This is a genomic window from Mycobacterium arosiense ATCC BAA-1401 = DSM 45069 (assembly GCF_002086125.1).
GTDB classification, from domain to species: Bacteria; Actinomycetota; Actinomycetes; order Mycobacteriales; family Mycobacteriaceae; genus Mycobacterium; species Mycobacterium arosiense.
The window spans coordinates 1-16,585 of sequence record NZ_MVHG01000061.1; the positions used below are offsets into that span (position 1 = coordinate 1).

The window sequence follows — 16,585 nt, forward strand, 5'->3', positions numbered from 1 at the left end:
GCCCCCGGATGCCGGTCCCCCGCCGGCGCCCCCGGCCGCCGCACCCTCGCAAGGCGCACCGGCGCCCAAGCCGAACCCGGGGGGACCCGGTCCGGCGAACTGACCCGACGGGTCGCCGCCGAACCCCCTCGTCTCCGACGCATACACTCGGCGGTGATGTCCCGCCATGACCCTTCTGATTCAGCAGCCGACCTGACCGCCGCTATCCGCACCGCCCTGGGCAAGGTGATCGACCCCGAACTGCGGCGTCCGATCACCGAACTAGGGATGGTCAAGAGCATCGACACCGAGCCCGACGGCGCGGTGCATGTCGCGATCTACCTGACCACCGCCAGCTGCCCGAAGAAGACCGAGATCAGCGACCGCGTCAGCCAGGCGGTCTCCGACGTCCCGGGCACCGGCGCGGTCAAGGTCACCTTGGACGTGATGAACGACGAGCAGCGCACCGAGCTGCGCAAGCAGTTGCGCGGTGACGCCCGCGAGCCCGTTATCCCGTTCGCACAACCGAATTCGCTGACCCGGGTCTACGCCGTCGCGTCCGGTAAGGGTGGTGTCGGCAAGTCCACGGTCACGGTCAACCTGGCGGCGGCGATGGCGGCCCGCGGCCTGTCGGTCGGTGTGCTGGACGCCGACATCCACGGCCATTCGATCCCCCGGATGATGGGCACCACCGAACGGCCCACCCAGGTCGAGTCGATGATCCTGCCGCCCATCGCGCACGAGGTGCGGGTCATCTCCATCGCCCAATTCACCCAGGGCAACACCCCGGTGGTGTGGCGCGGGCCGATGCTGCACCGGGCCCTGCAGCAGTTCCTGGCCGATGTCTATTGGGGCGATCTCGACGTGCTGCTGCTCGACCTGCCGCCGGGCACCGGCGACATCGCCATCTCGGTGGCGCAGCTGATCCCCAACGCCGAGATCCTGGTGGTGACGACGCCGCAGCTGGCGGCGGCCGAGGTCGCCGAGCGGGCCGGCAGCATCGCGCTGCAGACGCGTCAGCGCGTCGTCGGCGTCGTGGAGAACATGTCCGGGCTCACCCTGCCCGACGGCTCCACGCTGCAGGTGTTCGGCGAGGGCGGCGGCCAGCAGGTGGCGGAGCGGCTGAGCCGCGCGGTGGGCGCCGACGTGCCACTGCTGGGTCAGATCCCGCTGGATCCCGAGCTGGTGGCCGCGGGCGACTCCGGCACGCCGCTGGTGTTGACCGCACCCGATACGCCGGTCGGCAAGGCGCTGCGCGCGGTGGCCGACAGCTTGTCGTCGCGCAAGCGCGGGCTTGCCGGCGTATCGCTCGGGCTCGATCCGACCCGGCGCTGACGCGTCTAGGTCGCGTCGGCGTCGAACGGCGTCTGCCCAGGGACGTGAGGCTCGGGAGGTGTCGCGATCGACGACTCCGGCGGCTTGGCCGCGCTCCCATTCGCCGGTCTGTCGAAGGCTCCGGTCAGGAAGGAGTCGTCGCCGTCCAGCAGATGCTTGGTCAGCGCCGCACGCGGTGTCATGCCCCGCAGCTTCTGCAGTTCGCTCAGCGGAACGCGCAGATCGTCGAACTCGGGTCCGAGGTCCTCGCGCAGCTGACTGCTCACCCCGCTGAGGTAGTCACGCGCCTGACGCAAGGCATTCGACGTCCACCGGATGGCACCCGGCAGCCGCTCCGGCCCGAGGACCACCAGCCCGACCACGACGAGGACGAGCATGTGCTCCCAGCTCAGGCTGCCGAACATCAGCTGTCGGGGTCTGGTTTGACGGTCAATGTGACGTGCCGGCCGTCGCGGACGACTTCGATCGGTGAGTCCTGGCCGATGGTCAGCTGCCGCACGGCGACGACGAATTCGTCGGCGTCGGCGACCGTGCGGTTACCGACCTTGACGACGACGTCGTTCTCCAGGACGCCGCCCTTCTGCGCGGGGCTGCCGGCCTTGACGTTGGCCACCTGAGCTCCGGAGGCGATCGCGTTGCTCACTGACCGGGTGCTGACCCCCAGCGTCGGGTGCACGATCTTGCCGTCTTTGATCAGCGTCTGGGCGACCTCTTTGGCCTCGTTGATCGGAATGGCGAAGCCCAGCCCACTTGCGCTGTCGGACAGCGACTTACCGGCGGTGTCGATGCCGATCACCTTAGAATCCATGTCGATCAGCGGGCCGCCGGAGTTCCCGTGGTTGATCGACGCGTCGGTCTGCAGCGCGTCGATCACCGTGTCGGTGTCCGAGCCCTCGCCCGAGAGCGGCACCGGCCGGTGCAGCGCGCTGATGATGCCGTGCGTCACGGTGCTGCGCAGCCCCAGCGGCGCGCCCGCGGCCAGGACCTCGTCGCCCACCCGCACCTTGTCGGAGTCACCGAGGCGCGCGACCGACAGGTTGTCGACGTTGTCGACCTTCAGCACGGCCAGATCGGTCTTGGGGTCGCGGCCCACCAGGTTCGCCGGCACCTCTTTTCCGTCGTTGAACACCACGGTCGTCTTGAACTGGCTGGGGTTGTTGGCCGCCTCGGAGATGACGTGGTTGTTCGTGACGATGTAGCCGCGGCCGTCGATGACGACGCCGGAGCCCTGCATGCCTTCCTGGTCGCTCTTGGACTCGATGGTCACCACGGCGCCCTCCGTCGCGGCGGCCACTTTGGCGAACCGGCCGGCCGGGCCTTCGCCGTTGCCGCTGGTGGACAGCGTCACCTTGGACGTGGTGAACGCCTCGGCCACTTCGGCCGTTTTGCGACCGATCACACCGCCGAGCACACCGATGACCAACGCGATCAACAGCAGGACCAGCAACGCGAGGTAGGACACCTTGCCGCCGAACAACACGTCGCGCACGCCGAGTTTGCCGCCGTAGCCCGGCGGCGTGCCGGATCGCGACGGCGGCACCGCCGGGGTGCCCAACGCCGCCGCGGCACCCGGGTCTCGCCACGGATCGTCGAGCTCGTCCGGCCCGACACCGTCTTTCTCGGCGGCCAGCGCATTGGCGTCCACCGGGTGGCGCTGCAACGAGTCGGGGCTGCCATCCGGGCGGTGGAACGCCTCTTGCAGGACAGGATCGGCCGGTCGGTCGCTGGGCCGGAATTCGGCCTGATCGCGGTACTTCTGCGGACGGACCCGTTCGGCCACGAACGACCCGCGCAGGCCCTCGGGACGACCGAACTCCCGGCGCGATGCGGGGTCGACCGGCGGACGCGAGATGGGGCGCGGCGCTAAGCGGTTGCCGCTGTCTTTTGCTTGGTCGGAGGTCACGTTGTCCCTTTTGGATCCTCTGCTTGAGCGCTCGAGACGGGCCTTTGCCGGGCAAAACACGCGGCACGGGCGTTGTCCGTGTCCACCCTAGTATCCATGGCGCGCCGGCAGTCGGCATGAACCGGACGGCCCTCAGGCGCGGGCGCCGATCGGCTACCGGCGCTTGCGCCGGTCGCGGCCGTCACGATCGGCAAACCGGTCCGAGGCCAGCGAGGAGTGCTCGGGCGACTCGTAGGGAATGTCGGCCAGCATGCCGAGCAGGGTGCTCGGGATGCGGATGGGGCGCGAATCGCGCAGCGCCGCGCGTGCCCGGCTCTGATCGTCCACCTCGGCCGCGCATTGGGGGCACAACGACAGATGATGCGCGGCGCGCAGGTGCGCGTTCATCCGCAGCTCCCCATCGACGAACGCCGCGATGGCTTCGACGGACAGGTGCTCGGTGGAACCGAACTGGCGCGGGGCGCCGACGGGCGCGTCACTCTGGGAGGCGAACTGAGCGGGGAGCCAGGAAAACGCGCGGCGGAACACATGTCCACGATCGGGCATCACCAACTCCTCGCCACTCATTCTTATTGCCGCCTCATATCGAATGTAGCGCGACGGGGTGCGCGATACCGAGGGTAGAGCCGCAAAGCCGCTGAATAGCTGCTCGAACGTTAGGCGGGCGATTGGTGGTCAGGCCGACTTGGCGCGCGCTGCGTCGTGATCGGGGTGCGCGGCCAGGTAGTCCCGCAACGCCTGGCGACCGCGGTGAATGCGGCTGCGCACGGTGCCCAGTTTGACGCCCAACGTCGCGCCGATCTCCTCGTAGGACAGGCCCTCGATGTCACACAACACGACGGCGGCGCGGAATTCCGGCGGCAGCGAATCGAGCGCCGCCTGCAGGTCCGGGCCCAGCCGCGAGTCGTGGTAGATCTGCTCGGGGTTGGGTTCGTCGGCCGGCACCCGCTCGTAATCCTCGGGCAGCGCCTCCATCCGGATGCGCGAGCGCCGGCGCACCATGTCCAGGAAGAGGTTGGTGGTGATGCGGTGCAGCCAGCCCTCGAACGTCCCCGGCTGGTAGTTCTGCACCGACCGGAACACCCGGATGAAGGTCTCCTGGGTGAGGTCCTCGGCGTCGTGCCGGTTGCCCGAAAGCCGGTAGGCCAGCCGGTACACCCGGTCGGCGTGCTGGCGCACCAACTCGTCCCACGACGGCATGGCCGCCTTGTCTCCGGTCGCGTCGAACACCGCGGTGCCTTGCGGCGCGCCGGAGGGCTCCACCCACTCGTCGGCGGGGTGCCCCTGCGCGTGAGACATGCTGGACGGGCTGAGAAGCGTGGTGATGATCGAATCCTCCGAATCGGGTGTGCCAAGCAGTGACACTTCGTCATTGGCGGCAACAGGTAGATCCCAGTCGGTATTCCCGGTCCAACGCCCTCCGCGATCCATAGGGCTACCGTCGCGTACCGGAGTATGTGCGGTATATGAACTGTCTGAGCTGAACCTGAGAAACCGTATCGTTACCTGCGCTGTGCAGGAGATATCCACCGCGCAGTGACCTTAAACGCATTGGAAGAGTTGGGCGTGTCACCCCGATCGGATTCAGGCGCGCCTGCCGGACCGCGCGGCGAAGTGGAATACGCTGCGGGCATGGACGGCACCGACGCAGAAGCCCCCGGCCAGACAGCGCCCAGTCGGGCCGAATCGCTCTTCGCGCACGCCGAGACTTCGATATCGGAAGACGCGCTGTTGGCGGCCGCCCGCGAGCGGGCCGTGGACATCGGTGCGGGCGCGGTGACACCGGCAGTAGGTGCGCTGCTGAGCCTGCTGACCAAGCTCAGCGGCGGCAAGGCCGTCGCCGAAGTGGGCACCGGCGCGGGCGTCAGCGGCCTGTGGTTGCTGTCCGGCATGAGCGAGGACGGCGTGCTGACAACCATCGACATCGAGCCCGAATATCTGCGGCTGGCCAAGCAGGCGTTCGCCGAAGCCGGCATCGGTCCGTCGCGCACCCGGCTGATCGGCGGCCGCGCCCAAGAGGTACTCACCCGGCTCGCCGACGCGTCCTATGACCTGGTGTTCATCGACGCCGACCCGATCGATCAGCCGGACTACGTCGTCGAGGGCGTGCGGCTGCTGCGAGAGGGCGGCGTCATTGTGGTGCACCGCGCCGCGCTGGGGGGACGCGCCGGCGATCCGGCCGCCCGCGACGCCGAGGTGATCGCGGTGCGCGAGGCGGCGCGTCTGATCGCCGAGGACGAGCGACTCACCCCGGCGCTGGTCCCCCTGGGGGACGGCATCCTGGCGGCCGTTCGCGACTGAAGTCGCCACCGTAATCGCCATTTCGCCCGGCGCCGCCGGCGCCTTTGAGCACGGCTTTTCGGGGCCGTCCGCATCTTTATGAATTCTTGACGCGCGTCTCCCTTGACCGTGGGCTGAACGTATGTTTAGTGTACTGAACATGCGTTCAGCCGACCTGACGGCCGCCGCCCGGATCAGAGATGCGGCCATCGAGCAATTCGGCGAGCACGGGTTCGGCGTAGGCCTTCGCGCCATCGCCGAAGCGGCCGGCGTCAGTGCCGCGCTGGTCATCCACCACTTCGGCTCCAAGGAGGGCCTGCGCAAGGCCTGCGAAAACTACATCGCCGAGACGATCCGCGGCACCAAGTCGGAGGCGTTGCAATCCAACGACCCCGCCACGTGGTTCGCCCAGCTGGCCGAGATCGAGGAGTACGCGCCGCTGATGGCGTATCTGGTGCGCAGCTTGCAGACCGGCGGTGAACTGGCAAACATGTTGTGGCGCAGGATGATTGACAACGCCGAGGAATACATGGAAGAGGGCGTGCGCGCCGGGACGATCAAACCCAGCCGAGATCCCAAGGCGCGGGCCAAGTATTTGGCCATCACCGGCGGCGGCGGCTTCCTCCTCTACATCCAGATGCATGAAACACCGACGGATCTGCGTGCGGTGCTGCGCGACTACTCGCGGGACATGATTTTGCCTTCGCTCGAGGTCTACACCGAGGGACTGCTGACCGACCGGACCATGTACGACGCATTCCTGGCCGCCGAAGATCATGGAGGATCTGATGCCAACTGAAAACGCCGACGGATTCGCACCCATCGAGATCCGGGGCCTGAAGAAGAATTTCGGTGCGGTGCGGGCGCTGGACGGCCTGGACCTCACGGTGCGGGAGGGAGAAGTCCACGGGTTTCTCGGGCCCAACGGCGCCGGGAAGTCGACGACCATCCGTATCCTGCTGGGCCTGGTGAAAGCCGACGGCGGCAGCGCGCGGCTGCTCGGGGGCGACCCATGGACCCAGGCCGTCACCTTGCATCGCCAAGTCGCCTACGTGCCAGGGGACGTGACGTTGTGGCCGTCGCTGACCGGCGGCGAGACCATCGATTTGCTGGCCCGCATGCGGGGCGGCATCGACAAGAAGCGCCGCGCCGAGTTGATCGAGCGCTTCGACCTGGATCCGCACAAGAAGGCGCGCACCTACTCCAAGGGCAACCGCCAGAAGGTCTCGCTGATTTCGGCCTTTGCGTCACATGCCAGGCTGCTGCTGCTCGATGAGCCGAGCAGCGGCCTGGACCCGTTGATGGAGAACGTGTTTCAGCAGTGCGTGGCGCAGGCCCGCGACCGGGGCACGACGGTGTTGTTGTCCAGCCACATCCTGGCCGAAACGGAAGCGTTGTGCGAGCGGGTGACCATCATCCGGGCCGGCAAAACCATCGAAAGCGGTTCGTTGACTTCGATGCGGCACCTGAGCCGCACGTCGATCAAGGCCGAAATGACCGGCGACCCGGGTGATCTCAGGCGGATCAAGGGTGTCGAGGACGTCAGCCTCGAGGGCAATACGCTGCGGGCCCAGGTCGACAGCGAAAGCCTCGGTGAGCTCATCCGTGTGCTGGGCGACGCCGGGGTGCGCAGTCTCGTCAGCCAGCCGCCGACGCTCGAGGAGCTCTTCTTGCGCCATTACGACACGGGCGGCGACGGTCGGCACCAACGCGATGCGGCGAAGGCTTCACTGTCATGAGTACGTCAACGCTGGATCGACCGTTCGCATCGGCATCGCCTGCGCCGCTTGCGGGTTCGCACTTCTCCGGAACGCTTTCGATGCTGCGCCTCTACCTGCGCCGCGACCGGGTCTCGATGCCGCTGTGGGTGTTGCTGCTGTCGGTGCCGTTGGCCACCGTGTATGTCGGCAGCATCGAGAAGGTCTACCCCACCGCGTCCGCCCGCGCCGGGTTCGCGGCCTCCATCATGGCCAGCCCGGCCCAGCGCGCCCTGTACGGCCAGGTGTACAACGACAGCCTTGGCGCCGTGGGAATTTGGAAGGCCGGAATGTTCCACGTGCTGATCGCGGTGGCCGTCATCCTCACGGTGATCAGGCACACCCGCGCCGACGAGGAGAACGGCCGGACCGAGTTGGTGGACTCGACCGCGATCGGCCGCTACGCCAGTCTGAGCGCGGCGCTGCTGCTGTCGTCCGGAGCATCGATCGCCACCGGCGCGATCGGTGCGGCCGGGCTGTTGAGCACCGATGTCCCCGCCGCCGGGTCGCTGGCCTTCGGGGCGGCGCTGGCCTGCTCCGGCCTGGTGTTCACCGCCGTCGCGGCGGTGGCCGCGCAGTTGTCGCCGAGCGCCCGGTTCGCCCGCGGCGCCGCGTTTGCCGTGCTGGGTACCGCGTTCACCCTGCGTGCCGTCGGCGACGCCGGTGACGGCACGCTGTCGTGGCTGTCTTTCCTTGGATGGTCGCTGCTGGTCAAGCCGTATGCGGGCGATCGGTGGTGGGTGCTGGCGCTGCATCTGCTGACCACGGCCGCGCTGACCCTGCTGGCGTATCGGCTGTTGGCCGGCCGCGATGTCGGCGCCGGGCTCATCGCGGAACGACCGGGCCCCGCGGAGGCCGGACCGGCGCTGGGCAACGCGCTCGGGCTCAGGTGGCGGCTGGACCGCGGCGCGCTGCTGTTGTGGACCGTGGGCCTGTGCCTGTATGGCCTGCTGATCGGCAGCGTGGTGCACGGCATCGGCGACGAGTTGGGGGGCAGCGGCGTCGCGCGCGACATCGTGGCACGAATGGGCGGCACCAGCGCGCTCGAGGAGGCGTTCATCGCCGTCGCGTTCGCCATGATGGGCATGGTGGCCGCCGCGTTCGCCGTTTCGCTCACGTTGCGGTTACACCAGGAAGAGTCTTCTCTGCGAGCCGAAACGGTGCTCGCCGGTGCCGTGTCGCGAACCCGTTGGCTGGCAAGCCATTTGGTGACGGCGATCGCCGGGTCCGCGGTGGCGATGCTGGCCAGCGGGCTCACCGCGGGTGTCGTCTACGGCGTCGCGGCCGGCGATGTCGGCGCCAAGCTGCCGATGGTCGTTGCAAGCGCGGCCGTCCAACTGCCCGCGGTGTGGCTGTTGTCGGCCGTGACGGTGTGCATGTTCGGCGTCGCGCCGCGCCTGACGCCCGCGGCGTGGGGTGTGCTGGTCGGCTTCGTCGCCCTGTACCTGATCGGGTCGTTGGCCGGGTTCCCGCAATGGTTGCTCGACGCCGAACCCTTTGCACACATCCCGCGGATCGGCACCGATTTCACCGTCGTACCACTGTTGTGGCTGATGGCCATCGACGTAGGGTTGGTGTTTCTCGGTGCCATGGCTTTTCGGCGCCGCGATCTACGCTGCTAGGGAGCGCGATGAAGACCGGAATCCGGGTAACGGTGACCTCCGTCTTGGGCATCCTCTCGTGGATCCTGATCCTCCTGCTGCCGGCGGGCACGCTGCACTATTGGCAGGCCTGGCTCTTCATCGCCGTGTTCACGGTGGCGAGCATCGTCCCCACCGTTTACCTGGGGCGCAACAATCCCGTGGCTTTGCAGCGCCGCATGCGTGCGGGCCCGCGGGCGGAACCCCGCAGGGCACAAAAGTTCATCATCACGGGCTCGTTCGTGGTGCTGTTCGCGACCATGGTGTTCAGCGCGTTCGATCACCGATTCGGCTGGTCGTCTGTGCCGCCCTGGCTGTCGGTGCTCGGCGACGTCCTGGTGGCGACGGGGCTCGGCATCGCCATGCTGGTGATCGTCCAGAACAGCTATGCCGCCGCCACGGTCACCGTGGAAAGCGGCCAGACGGTCGTGTCCGACGGGCTCTACAGATTCGTACGCCACCCGATGTACGTCGGAAATGTGATCATGATGATCGGTATTCCGCTGGCGCTCGGCTCTTACTGGGGACTGCTTTTCGTCATCTTTGGCACCGCGGCACTTACGCTGCGCATCCTCGACGAAGAAAAGCTGCTGAACCGCGAACTGCCCGGATACCGCGAATACGGCCAACGCGTGCGCTACCGGCTGGTGCCGTACCTCTGGTAGGCCCCGGGCCGGGCGCTTAGGGTAATGGCGTGCTGCGCAGCCGGTCGCACGCCCGGGGACCGCCCATGGCCGCGCCCCGGCGCGTTGCGCTACGCGTGGATCAGGATTCGCGGCATCGCCCGGCCGCCCGTCACCGTCACCAACCCACCCGCCATCTGCATGTCGAGCGCGACGTGGCCGTCGCGAGCCGTGACGGAACGCTGCTGCGGATCAACGTATTTCGGGCGGCCGGCGACGAAGCCCGGCCGGTTATCCTGAGCATCCACCCCTAAGGCAAGGACCACCTGCCCACCCGGCACTGCAACAAGAGCACGTTCTCGGTGCAGTACCGCATGCTCGGCCAGCCGCAGCCGGTGAGGTTCTTTACCCTAACCGGTTGGGAGGCACCGGATCCGGCATGGTCGCCGAATGGTCGGCGATCGGTGAAACACAACTCGATAGGGTCCAGCCAAAAGATGTACTGGGCGCCCGCCGTCGTGGGTGTGGCCGCCGGCGCCGACACAGTGTGCTCGCGGCGAACGCTGTGAGCCGACAGGTCGTCGCAGAGTTGCCGGCGGATGAGTTCGGCGCGGGCGTGGGTGTGGGCGCTCATCAGTGCGCGCAGGATGGCAGGAAGGTGACCGCGCCATCCACAGACCTTGACAATGTCTCGTCTCAATCGGCGAACACTCTGATTACTACAAGTGGAGGATCGGAATTCATTGCTACTATCATCCCGCAAGGGGAATGTACGCACGATTCTTCGGGGACGGAAGAGCTGGCGCCGTGAGTGTGTTCGGAAGCCGCACTAGCGATAATATATTTAGTCCCAATTGGAACGACTATTAAAGCAAGGTTGAAAAGCGCAGCGTCGCCGACAACAAGTGGCCAGTATTCCGCACTACATTGATATACGTAGCGGTAAGGGGGCCGTCATTACATCGACGAGGTACGTCCACTGGGGCCAAAGACACGAACCGGCTCGCATCTTAGAAGAACTCATGACCATAGGATTTACTAAATCGCTTTGGCCAGAGCGTTCGAATGCGCCTGAAGGTGAGATCCCGAAGGAAATACGAATTGCGTTCGCAAACCTTCGTGAGGACCCCTACGCTCCTGGTTCGGGGCGATACCGGAGTTATTCTCGCATGGTGTATCTACCTTGGCGAGATTCGCTTGAGTGGGTGCCAGAGATCGAGCGTGATGGTAACGCTTATGCTCCTTATGACCAAGGAAGATTCAATGGGGAATTCCAGAATGTCAGGTATTTTCCCGGGGTCGCGCAGATGATTCGGTCGTCAACGTTTCTGGAAGGACTAATCAAACGAGACCTGCAGGTGCTGTCCGGCGCGGAGGCGTTTAAGTACTGGCCCGTTTATGTCGGAGTGCATCTCATTCGACTCCTAGTTCAATCTGGGAATAGGAAAGCAGGGACGACCCCTGATTATTTGCACCAAGATGGTGGAACTGGCATGTTTACATTCGTTCACATGATGGGATTATCGAACACAGCAGGCGGTGAGACTATGGTCGCCACCCCTGGATGCGTCGGCATGTCGCCGCTGGAAGTATCGGATGACGAGCAGCTGGCATACTTCAAGTTAGCTAGCCCGCTCGATTGGTACGCCGTGAACGATCAAGCTGTCAGTCACCACGCGGCCCCAATTCGCGCCGATGACGTGGCGAGGCCCGCGTCAAGAGACATCGTATTGCTTGGCATTTCGCCGTACAAGCCAATTTTCGGTTAATGCGGGAGGGGGCAACAATCATTCGGTGCCCGAAAGTCTTGAAGCAGCTCACTACTCGGTAGCGCGTCAACAACTTTTGGTGCCCACGATGCGAACCCGCGTGAACGTGAACGTCCCCTCATCGTCTTGGTGTCGGTGCGCAACAAACCAGGCTCATCAGAACCGCGCTGCGTCACACCGATTTCGTGCTCTCAACGGTCACCGAAAACAGCACACTTGGGCCCGCAGGTGTGATCGGCCCGGCGAACACGGATTCGCGCTTGGTGAGTCTGGCGATCAAAGGGTTTGAGCCAAAAGATGTACTGGGCGCCCGCCATCGTGGGTGTGGCCGCCGGCGCCGACACGATCTGCTCGCGGTGAACGCTGTGAGCCGGCGGCGTCACCCACCGTGCATCAATTGCTGGGACTACCGGAGACTCCGGCAGAGCTACGACCTCGCACGGATGCAGCAGGAGCACCCGGTGCGCGACGAATTCTGGCGCTCCCTGGCACCGGACCTGTCGGCGATCAAGGTCCCCATGCTCGTCTGCGGCAGCTTCTCGGACAACAACCTGCACAGTCGCGGTTCGATGCGGGCTTTCGTACACGGCGGCTGCGACCACGCCCGGCTCTACACCCACCGCGGCGGCAAGTGGGCGACCATCTACTCCGAAGCGGCGCTGACCGAGCAGCTGAAGTTCTTCCGCGATGTGCTGGATGGCGCCCCGAGCGCCCGCACTGTGCGCCTAGAAGTTCGCGAGGACCGCGACACCGTCACCGCGGTGCGCGAGGAGGCCGAATGGCCGCTGGCCCGCACGCGTTGGCGCGCAATGTATCTGGGACTTTGGCACGCTGACGCCCGAACGGTCATCGGGTCCCGGCCGGGTGGACTTCCAAACACGTTCCGGTGCAACATTTTTCACTTGGACAATTCCGGAGGACATCGAGCTGACCGGTCCGATGGTGGCCCGGTTGGGGGTCGAACTCAGCGGCTGTGACGACGCGAACCTTTTCGTCGGCGTGGAAAAGTGGCGCCGCGGCCGGTTCAGGAGAAGGTCCGTCGGCTTCGAGAGGTCCTACGGCTACAGCCGCGATCGGGTGGCCACCGGGTGGCAACGAATCACCCTGCGCGCCTCGGATTCCGGGCGTTCCCTACCGGGCGAACCCGTCACCATCGGCACCGATCCGCGCCCGCTCGCGGCCGGCGAGTTGGCCGAGGTCGAGGTTGAGTTGGGTTCGTCGGCGACGCTGTTTTGCCCCGGCGAACAGTTGCGGTTGGTGGTCGCCGGGCGCTGGTTGTCTGCGAGAAACCCACTCATGGCCAGTTCCCGCGTGGCACCAGGGCTCGCCGCGCGGTCGCACCACTTTGCACTGGCGTGCGCGGCGCGACGCCCATCTGCTGATCCCGGAGATACCGCGCTAGATACGTCGTCGCGCTAGATCCAGACGCCCTTGCCCACCGCGACCACGCCGCCGGCGCTGATCGCGAAGCGCTCGCGATCCTTTTCCAGGTCCACGCCCACCATTTCGCCCGGCCCGACGACGACGTTCTTGTCCAGGATCGCGTGGCGCACTACCGCGCCGCGGCCGACCCGGGCGCCGGGCATGATCACGCTGCCCTCCACGATCGCGCCGTCGTCGACCACCACGTTGGACGACAGCACCGAGTTGCGCACCGAGGCCGCCGAGATGATGCTGCCCGCACCCACCACCGACTCCTGCGCGGAACCGCCGTTGACGAACTTGGCCGGCGCCAGGTTCTCCGATTCGCCGCGGATCGGCCAGCGTTTGTTGTACAGGTTGAACACCGGGTGCACCGACACCAGATCCATGTGCGCGTCATAGAAGGCGTCCAGCGTTCCCACGTCGCGCCAGTAGGCGCGGTCGCGATCGGTGGCCCCGGGCACCTCGTTGTCGTTGAAGTCGTAGACGGCGGCCATCCCGTCGTCGACCAGGCGCGGGATGATGTCACCGCCCATGTCGTGATCGGAGTGATCGTCGTCGGCGTCGGCGCGGATCGCGTCGATGAGCACCTTGGTGGTGAAGATGTAGTTGCCCATCGACACGAACGTCTGCTCGGGGTCGTCCGGGGTGCCCGGCGGATCCAGTGGCTTCTCCACGAACTTGCGGATGCAGCCCGAGTCGTCGGAGTCGATGCAGCCGAACGCGGTGGCTTCGCCGCGCGGCACCCTTATGCCGGCGACCGTCGCGCCGGCGCCGCTGTCGATGTGGAACCGGACCATCTGCTCGGGGTCCATCCGGTACACGTGATCGGCGCCGAAAACCACTATGTAGTCGGGGTCTTCGTCATAGATCAGATTGAGTGACTGGTAAATCGCGTCGGCCGAGCCGGTGTACCAGCGCGGCCCCAGGCGCTGCTGCGCGGGCACCGGCGTGATGTACTCACCGGCCAGGCCGGACAACCGCCAGTTCTGCGAAATGTGACGGTCCAGTGAATGTGACTTGTACTGGGTGAGAACGCAGATGCGCAGATACCGGGCGTTGACGAGGTTGGACAAAACGAAGTCGATCAGCCGATAGGCGCCACCGAAGGGAACGGCGGGCTTGGCGCGGTCCGCGGTCAGCGGATACAGCCTCTTGCCCTCACCGCCGGCCAGGACGATGCCCAGCACGTGTGGCGCTTCCCTCATGTGTCAAACCTATCGGCCGTGGCCAAGGGCTGCCAGGGGGAACGGTCGATTAGCGAAGTTCTGTGCGGCTGTCCGTCAAGGTATTTGGCCGCGCACGCCGCCGAGAGCGCCCAGACTTTGTGGCCGACCCGACTCGCGGCGGCCCTCGCTCGCGAACTACCGTGCGGGTATGCGCGTGGCGATGATGACGCGGGAGTACCCCCCGGAGGTCTACGGGGGCGCGGGGGTACACGTCACCGAACTCGTCGCCCAGCTGCGCCGGCTGTGCACGGTCGACGTGCACTGCATGGGCGCACCGCGCCCCGGCGCGTACGTACACCAGCCCGACCCGCGGCTGCAGGGCGCCAACGCGGCGATGTCGATCCTGTCCTCGGATTTGATGATGGCCAACGCGGCATCGGAAGCCAGCGTGGTGCATTCGCACACCTGGTACACCGGCATGGCCGGGCATCTTGCCGCGCTGCTGTACGGGGTCCCGCACGTCTTGACCGCGCATTCGCTCGAGCCGCTGCGCCCGTGGAAGGCCGAGCAACTCGGTGGCGGCTACCGGATCTCGAGCTGGGTCGAGCAGACCGCCGTGCTCGCCGCGAATGCCGTCATCGCGGTCAGTTCCGCGATGCGCGAGGACGTCCTGCGCGTCTATCCCGCACTCGATCCCAGCACCGTGCACGTCATCCGCAACGGCGTCGACACCGTCGTCTGGCACCCGGCCGGGCCGGTGCGCACCGGGTCGATGCTCGCCGAACTGGGCGTCGATCCGGCCCGGCCCATTGTCGTGTTCGTGGGTCGGATCACGCGGCAGAAGGGACTGGCGCACCTGGTGGCGGCCGCCCACCGGTTCAGCCCGGAGGCGCAGGTGGTGTTATGCGCCGGCGCCCCAGACACCCCGGAGATCGCCGACGAGATTCGTGACGCCGTGACCGGTTTGGCGCGCGGTCGCACCGGGGTGTTCTGGATTCGCGAAATGCTGCCCATCGGGGAGCTACGCGAAATTTTGTCGGCGGCATCGGTTTTCGTATGCCCGTCGGTGTACGAGCCGTTGGGCATCGTGAACCTGGAGGCGATGGCCTGCTCGACCGCGGTGGTGGCCTCCGATGTCGGCGGAATTCCGGAGGTGGTCGCCGACGGGATCACCGGGACGCTGGTGCATTACGACCCCGACGACGCTCGGGGCTATCAGGCCGGACTGGCCGAAGCGGTCAACGAGCTGATCGCCGACCGCGAAAAAGCGCAGCGCTACGGCAAGGCAGGACGCCAGCGCTGCGTCGAGGAGTTCTCCTGGGCTCACGCCGCCGAGCAGACCCTGGAGATCTATCGGAAGGTGTGTGCGTAGCACCGCCGACATCCGTTCGGCGGCAAGCCTTAGCTGGGACTCGTGACGCCCTTGAGCTCGTCACCGAGGGCAGCGGCTTCGTCCGGCGTCAGTTCGACGACCAGTCGACCGCCTCCCTCAAGTGGTACCCGCATCACGATGCCGCGCCCCTCCTTTGTTGCTTCCAGAGGACCGTCTCCGGTCCGGGGCTTCATCGCCGCCATCGAGTACTCCCTCCAGATTCGAGCTGGCCCGCCCATGCGGACCTGGTCGGCGCCGAGCAAGCCCCGCCAGCGAACTTCAAGCCATGCCCGGCATCGAACTGCCTTATCACCCCCCCATTGTTCCCTATCCAGGTCACCACTTGTACAAAGACCCACACCTGTGTGCTCAGCGGACCTCAAAGTGCGTGGGCGGGCACCCAGCAACCGCGGATATGGTCGTCGACCATCCCGGTCGCCTGCATCAGCGCATAGGCGGTCGTCGGGCCGACGAAGCGGAACCCGCGCCGCTTGAGTTCGCGCGCCATGGCCTTCGATTCGGCAGTGGCCGAAGGGATTTCGGACGGGTCGGCCGGGCGGGATCGCGGCGGCGGCGCAAAGGACCACAGCAGGTCCGCCAGGTCCGTCGCGGTTCCCAGTTCAGCGGCGGCGCGCGCGTTGGCGATGGTCGCCTCAATCTTGGCGCGGTTGCGGACGATTCCGGAGTCCACCAGCAGCCGTTGCACGTCGGCGTCGGTGTATTCGGCGACCTTGGAGATGTCGAACCGATCGAACGCGCGCCGGAAGTTCTCCCGCTTCCGCAGGATGATCAGCCACGACAAGCCACTTTGAAAGGCCTCCAGGCTCATCCGCTCGAACAACGCGGTGCCGTCACGCACCGGCTGACCCCATTCGCGGTCGTGGTAGTCGCGGTAGAGCTCGAAATCAGTCCCCGGCCGCACGGTCGCCCAACTGCAGCGAACCAGTTCGTCTTCGCTCACACTGAGTCCTGACGTTCCTCGCCGTCGTCGGGTTCCCCGGATGCGCCCTCGGCCTCTTGCCCGGCCGCCGGCGCGGCGTGCACCGCGGCCAGCTGGCCGCGCAGCGCCTCGAGCTCCCGCGCCAGCCGGTCCAGCACCCAGTCCACTTCGCTGGTCTTGTAGCCGCGCAGCACCTGGGTGAACTTGACCGCGTCGACGTCGGCGCCGGTCACCCCGAACGCAGGCAGGACGGTGGCCGTCGTCCCCCGCGGCAGGGGCGGCAGCTGCTCGCCGCGTCCGAACAACAGGCTGGCCGCGCCGAACAGGACGATCGCCACCAGCACCAGAACCACCAGGTACAGCAACACCAACGCCACGGGATCGATACTGCCCTAT

Annotated in this window: 16 protein-coding genes and 2 pseudogenes; 10 read left to right on the top strand and 8 right to left on the bottom strand. The window is 66.6% G+C overall.

From position 1 onward, the window contains the following. Positions 1-156 precede the first annotated feature (156 nt). The gene (locus BST14_RS19730; RefSeq protein ID WP_142279505.1) at positions 157-1,314 is read left to right on the top strand and encodes an Mrp/NBP35 family ATP-binding protein; all 1,158 of its coding nucleotides are present in this window, start codon (positions 157-159) and stop codon (positions 1,312-1,314) included. A 5-nt stretch (positions 1,315-1,319) separates the two neighbouring features. Here the strand turns inward: BST14_RS19730 and tatB are convergent, their stop codons facing one another. The 4 genes from tatB to sigE all read right to left on the bottom strand — a co-directional run bounded on the left by tatB (position 1,320) and on the right by sigE (position 4,648). Next, a complete protein-coding gene (tatB, locus tag BST14_RS19735) occupies positions 1,320-1,718 on the bottom strand; it encodes a Sec-independent protein translocase protein TatB (RefSeq protein WP_083066066.1) in 399 nt (132 codons plus the stop codon). Further along, a complete protein-coding gene (gene htrA, locus BST14_RS19740; RefSeq protein WP_083066067.1) occupies positions 1,718-3,217 on the bottom strand; it encodes a serine protease HtrA in 1,500 nt (499 codons plus the stop codon). Before htrA ends, tatB begins: the two co-directional genes overlap by 1 nt. Before the next feature lie 153 nt (positions 3,218-3,370). After that, a complete protein-coding gene (gene rseA / locus BST14_RS19745) occupies positions 3,371-3,763 on the bottom strand; it encodes an anti-sigma E factor RseA (RefSeq protein ID WP_211280769.1) in 393 nt (130 codons plus the stop codon). A gap of 129 nt (positions 3,764-3,892) precedes the next feature. After that, a complete protein-coding gene (gene sigE, locus BST14_RS19750; RefSeq protein ID WP_083066069.1) occupies positions 3,893-4,648 on the bottom strand; it encodes an RNA polymerase sigma factor SigE in 756 nt (251 codons plus the stop codon). Positions 4,649-4,849: 201 nt separating this feature from the next. On the opposite strand from sigE, the gene BST14_RS19755 reads away from it, so the two are divergent. The 8 genes and pseudogenes from BST14_RS19755 to BST14_RS19790 all read left to right on the top strand — a co-directional run. Next, positions 4,850-5,518 carry an O-methyltransferase gene (locus BST14_RS19755; RefSeq protein ID WP_083066089.1) on the top strand — a complete coding sequence of 223 codons (669 nt, stop codon included), beginning with the start codon at positions 4,850-4,852 and terminating at the stop codon, positions 5,516-5,518. A 139-nt stretch (positions 5,519-5,657) separates the two neighbouring features. Continuing rightward, entirely contained in the window at positions 5,658-6,296 is a 639-nt protein-coding gene (locus tag BST14_RS19760; protein ID WP_083066070.1) for a TetR/AcrR family transcriptional regulator, read from the top strand. Beyond that, positions 6,286-7,236 (top strand): ABC transporter ATP-binding protein, encoded by a 951-nt coding sequence (locus tag BST14_RS19765; protein WP_083066090.1) that lies wholly within the window; start codon positions 6,286-6,288, stop codon positions 7,234-7,236. The genes BST14_RS19760 and BST14_RS19765 overlap by 11 nt, the downstream gene beginning before the upstream one ends. After that, a complete protein-coding gene (locus BST14_RS19770; protein ID WP_142279506.1) occupies positions 7,233-8,876 on the top strand; it encodes an ABC transporter permease in 1,644 nt (547 codons plus the stop codon). Before BST14_RS19765 ends, BST14_RS19770 begins: the two co-directional genes overlap by 4 nt. 8 nt (positions 8,877-8,884) lie before the next feature. Beyond that, on the top strand, positions 8,885-9,559 hold the full coding sequence (locus BST14_RS19775) for a methyltransferase family protein (RefSeq protein WP_083066072.1): 675 nt from the start codon (positions 8,885-8,887) through the stop codon (positions 9,557-9,559). A 24-nt stretch (positions 9,560-9,583) separates the two neighbouring features. Further along, positions 9,584-9,960, top strand: a pseudogene (locus BST14_RS31110) (CocE/NonD family hydrolase); the annotation flags it as partial. Between the two features lie 579 nt (positions 9,961-10,539). Next, positions 10,540-11,286 carry a 2OG-Fe dioxygenase family protein gene (locus tag BST14_RS19785; RefSeq protein ID WP_142279507.1) on the top strand — a complete coding sequence of 249 codons (747 nt, stop codon included), beginning with the start codon at positions 10,540-10,542 and terminating at the stop codon, positions 11,284-11,286. Positions 11,287-11,696: 410 nt separating this feature from the next. Beyond that, positions 11,697-12,688: pseudogene (locus BST14_RS19790) on the top strand (CocE/NonD family hydrolase); the annotation flags it as partial. Positions 12,689-12,701: 13 nt separating this feature from the next. Here the strand turns inward: BST14_RS19790 and glgC are convergent. Then, positions 12,702-13,916: a glucose-1-phosphate adenylyltransferase gene (gene glgC, locus BST14_RS19795; RefSeq protein ID WP_083066075.1), complete on the bottom strand. Its 1,215-nt coding sequence runs from the start codon at positions 13,914-13,916 to the stop codon at positions 12,702-12,704. A 169-nt stretch (positions 13,917-14,085) separates the two neighbouring features. Here glgC and glgA point away from each other — a divergent pair, with 169 nt between their 5' ends. Then, complete coding sequence (gene glgA, locus BST14_RS19800) at positions 14,086-15,249, top strand: glycogen synthase (protein WP_083066076.1); 1,164 nt, start codon at positions 14,086-14,088, stop codon at positions 15,247-15,249. Positions 15,250-15,278: 29 nt separating this feature from the next. On the opposite strand, the gene BST14_RS19805 is transcribed toward glgA, so the two are convergent. From BST14_RS19805 to BST14_RS19815, 3 genes are all read right to left on the bottom strand, one after another. Continuing rightward, on the bottom strand, positions 15,279-15,452 hold the full coding sequence (locus BST14_RS19805) for a DUF3117 domain-containing protein (protein WP_083066091.1): 174 nt from the start codon (positions 15,450-15,452) through the stop codon (positions 15,279-15,281). A 176-nt stretch (positions 15,453-15,628) separates the two neighbouring features. After that, the gene (locus BST14_RS19810) at positions 15,629-16,210 is read right to left on the bottom strand and encodes a DNA-3-methyladenine glycosylase I (protein ID WP_083066077.1); all 582 of its coding nucleotides are present in this window, start codon (positions 16,208-16,210) and stop codon (positions 15,629-15,631) included. Beyond that, on the bottom strand, positions 16,207-16,566 hold the full coding sequence (locus BST14_RS19815; RefSeq protein ID WP_083066078.1) for a DivIVA domain-containing protein: 360 nt from the start codon (positions 16,564-16,566) through the stop codon (positions 16,207-16,209). Before BST14_RS19815 ends, BST14_RS19810 begins: the two co-directional genes overlap by 4 nt. Positions 16,567-16,585 lie beyond the last annotated feature (19 nt).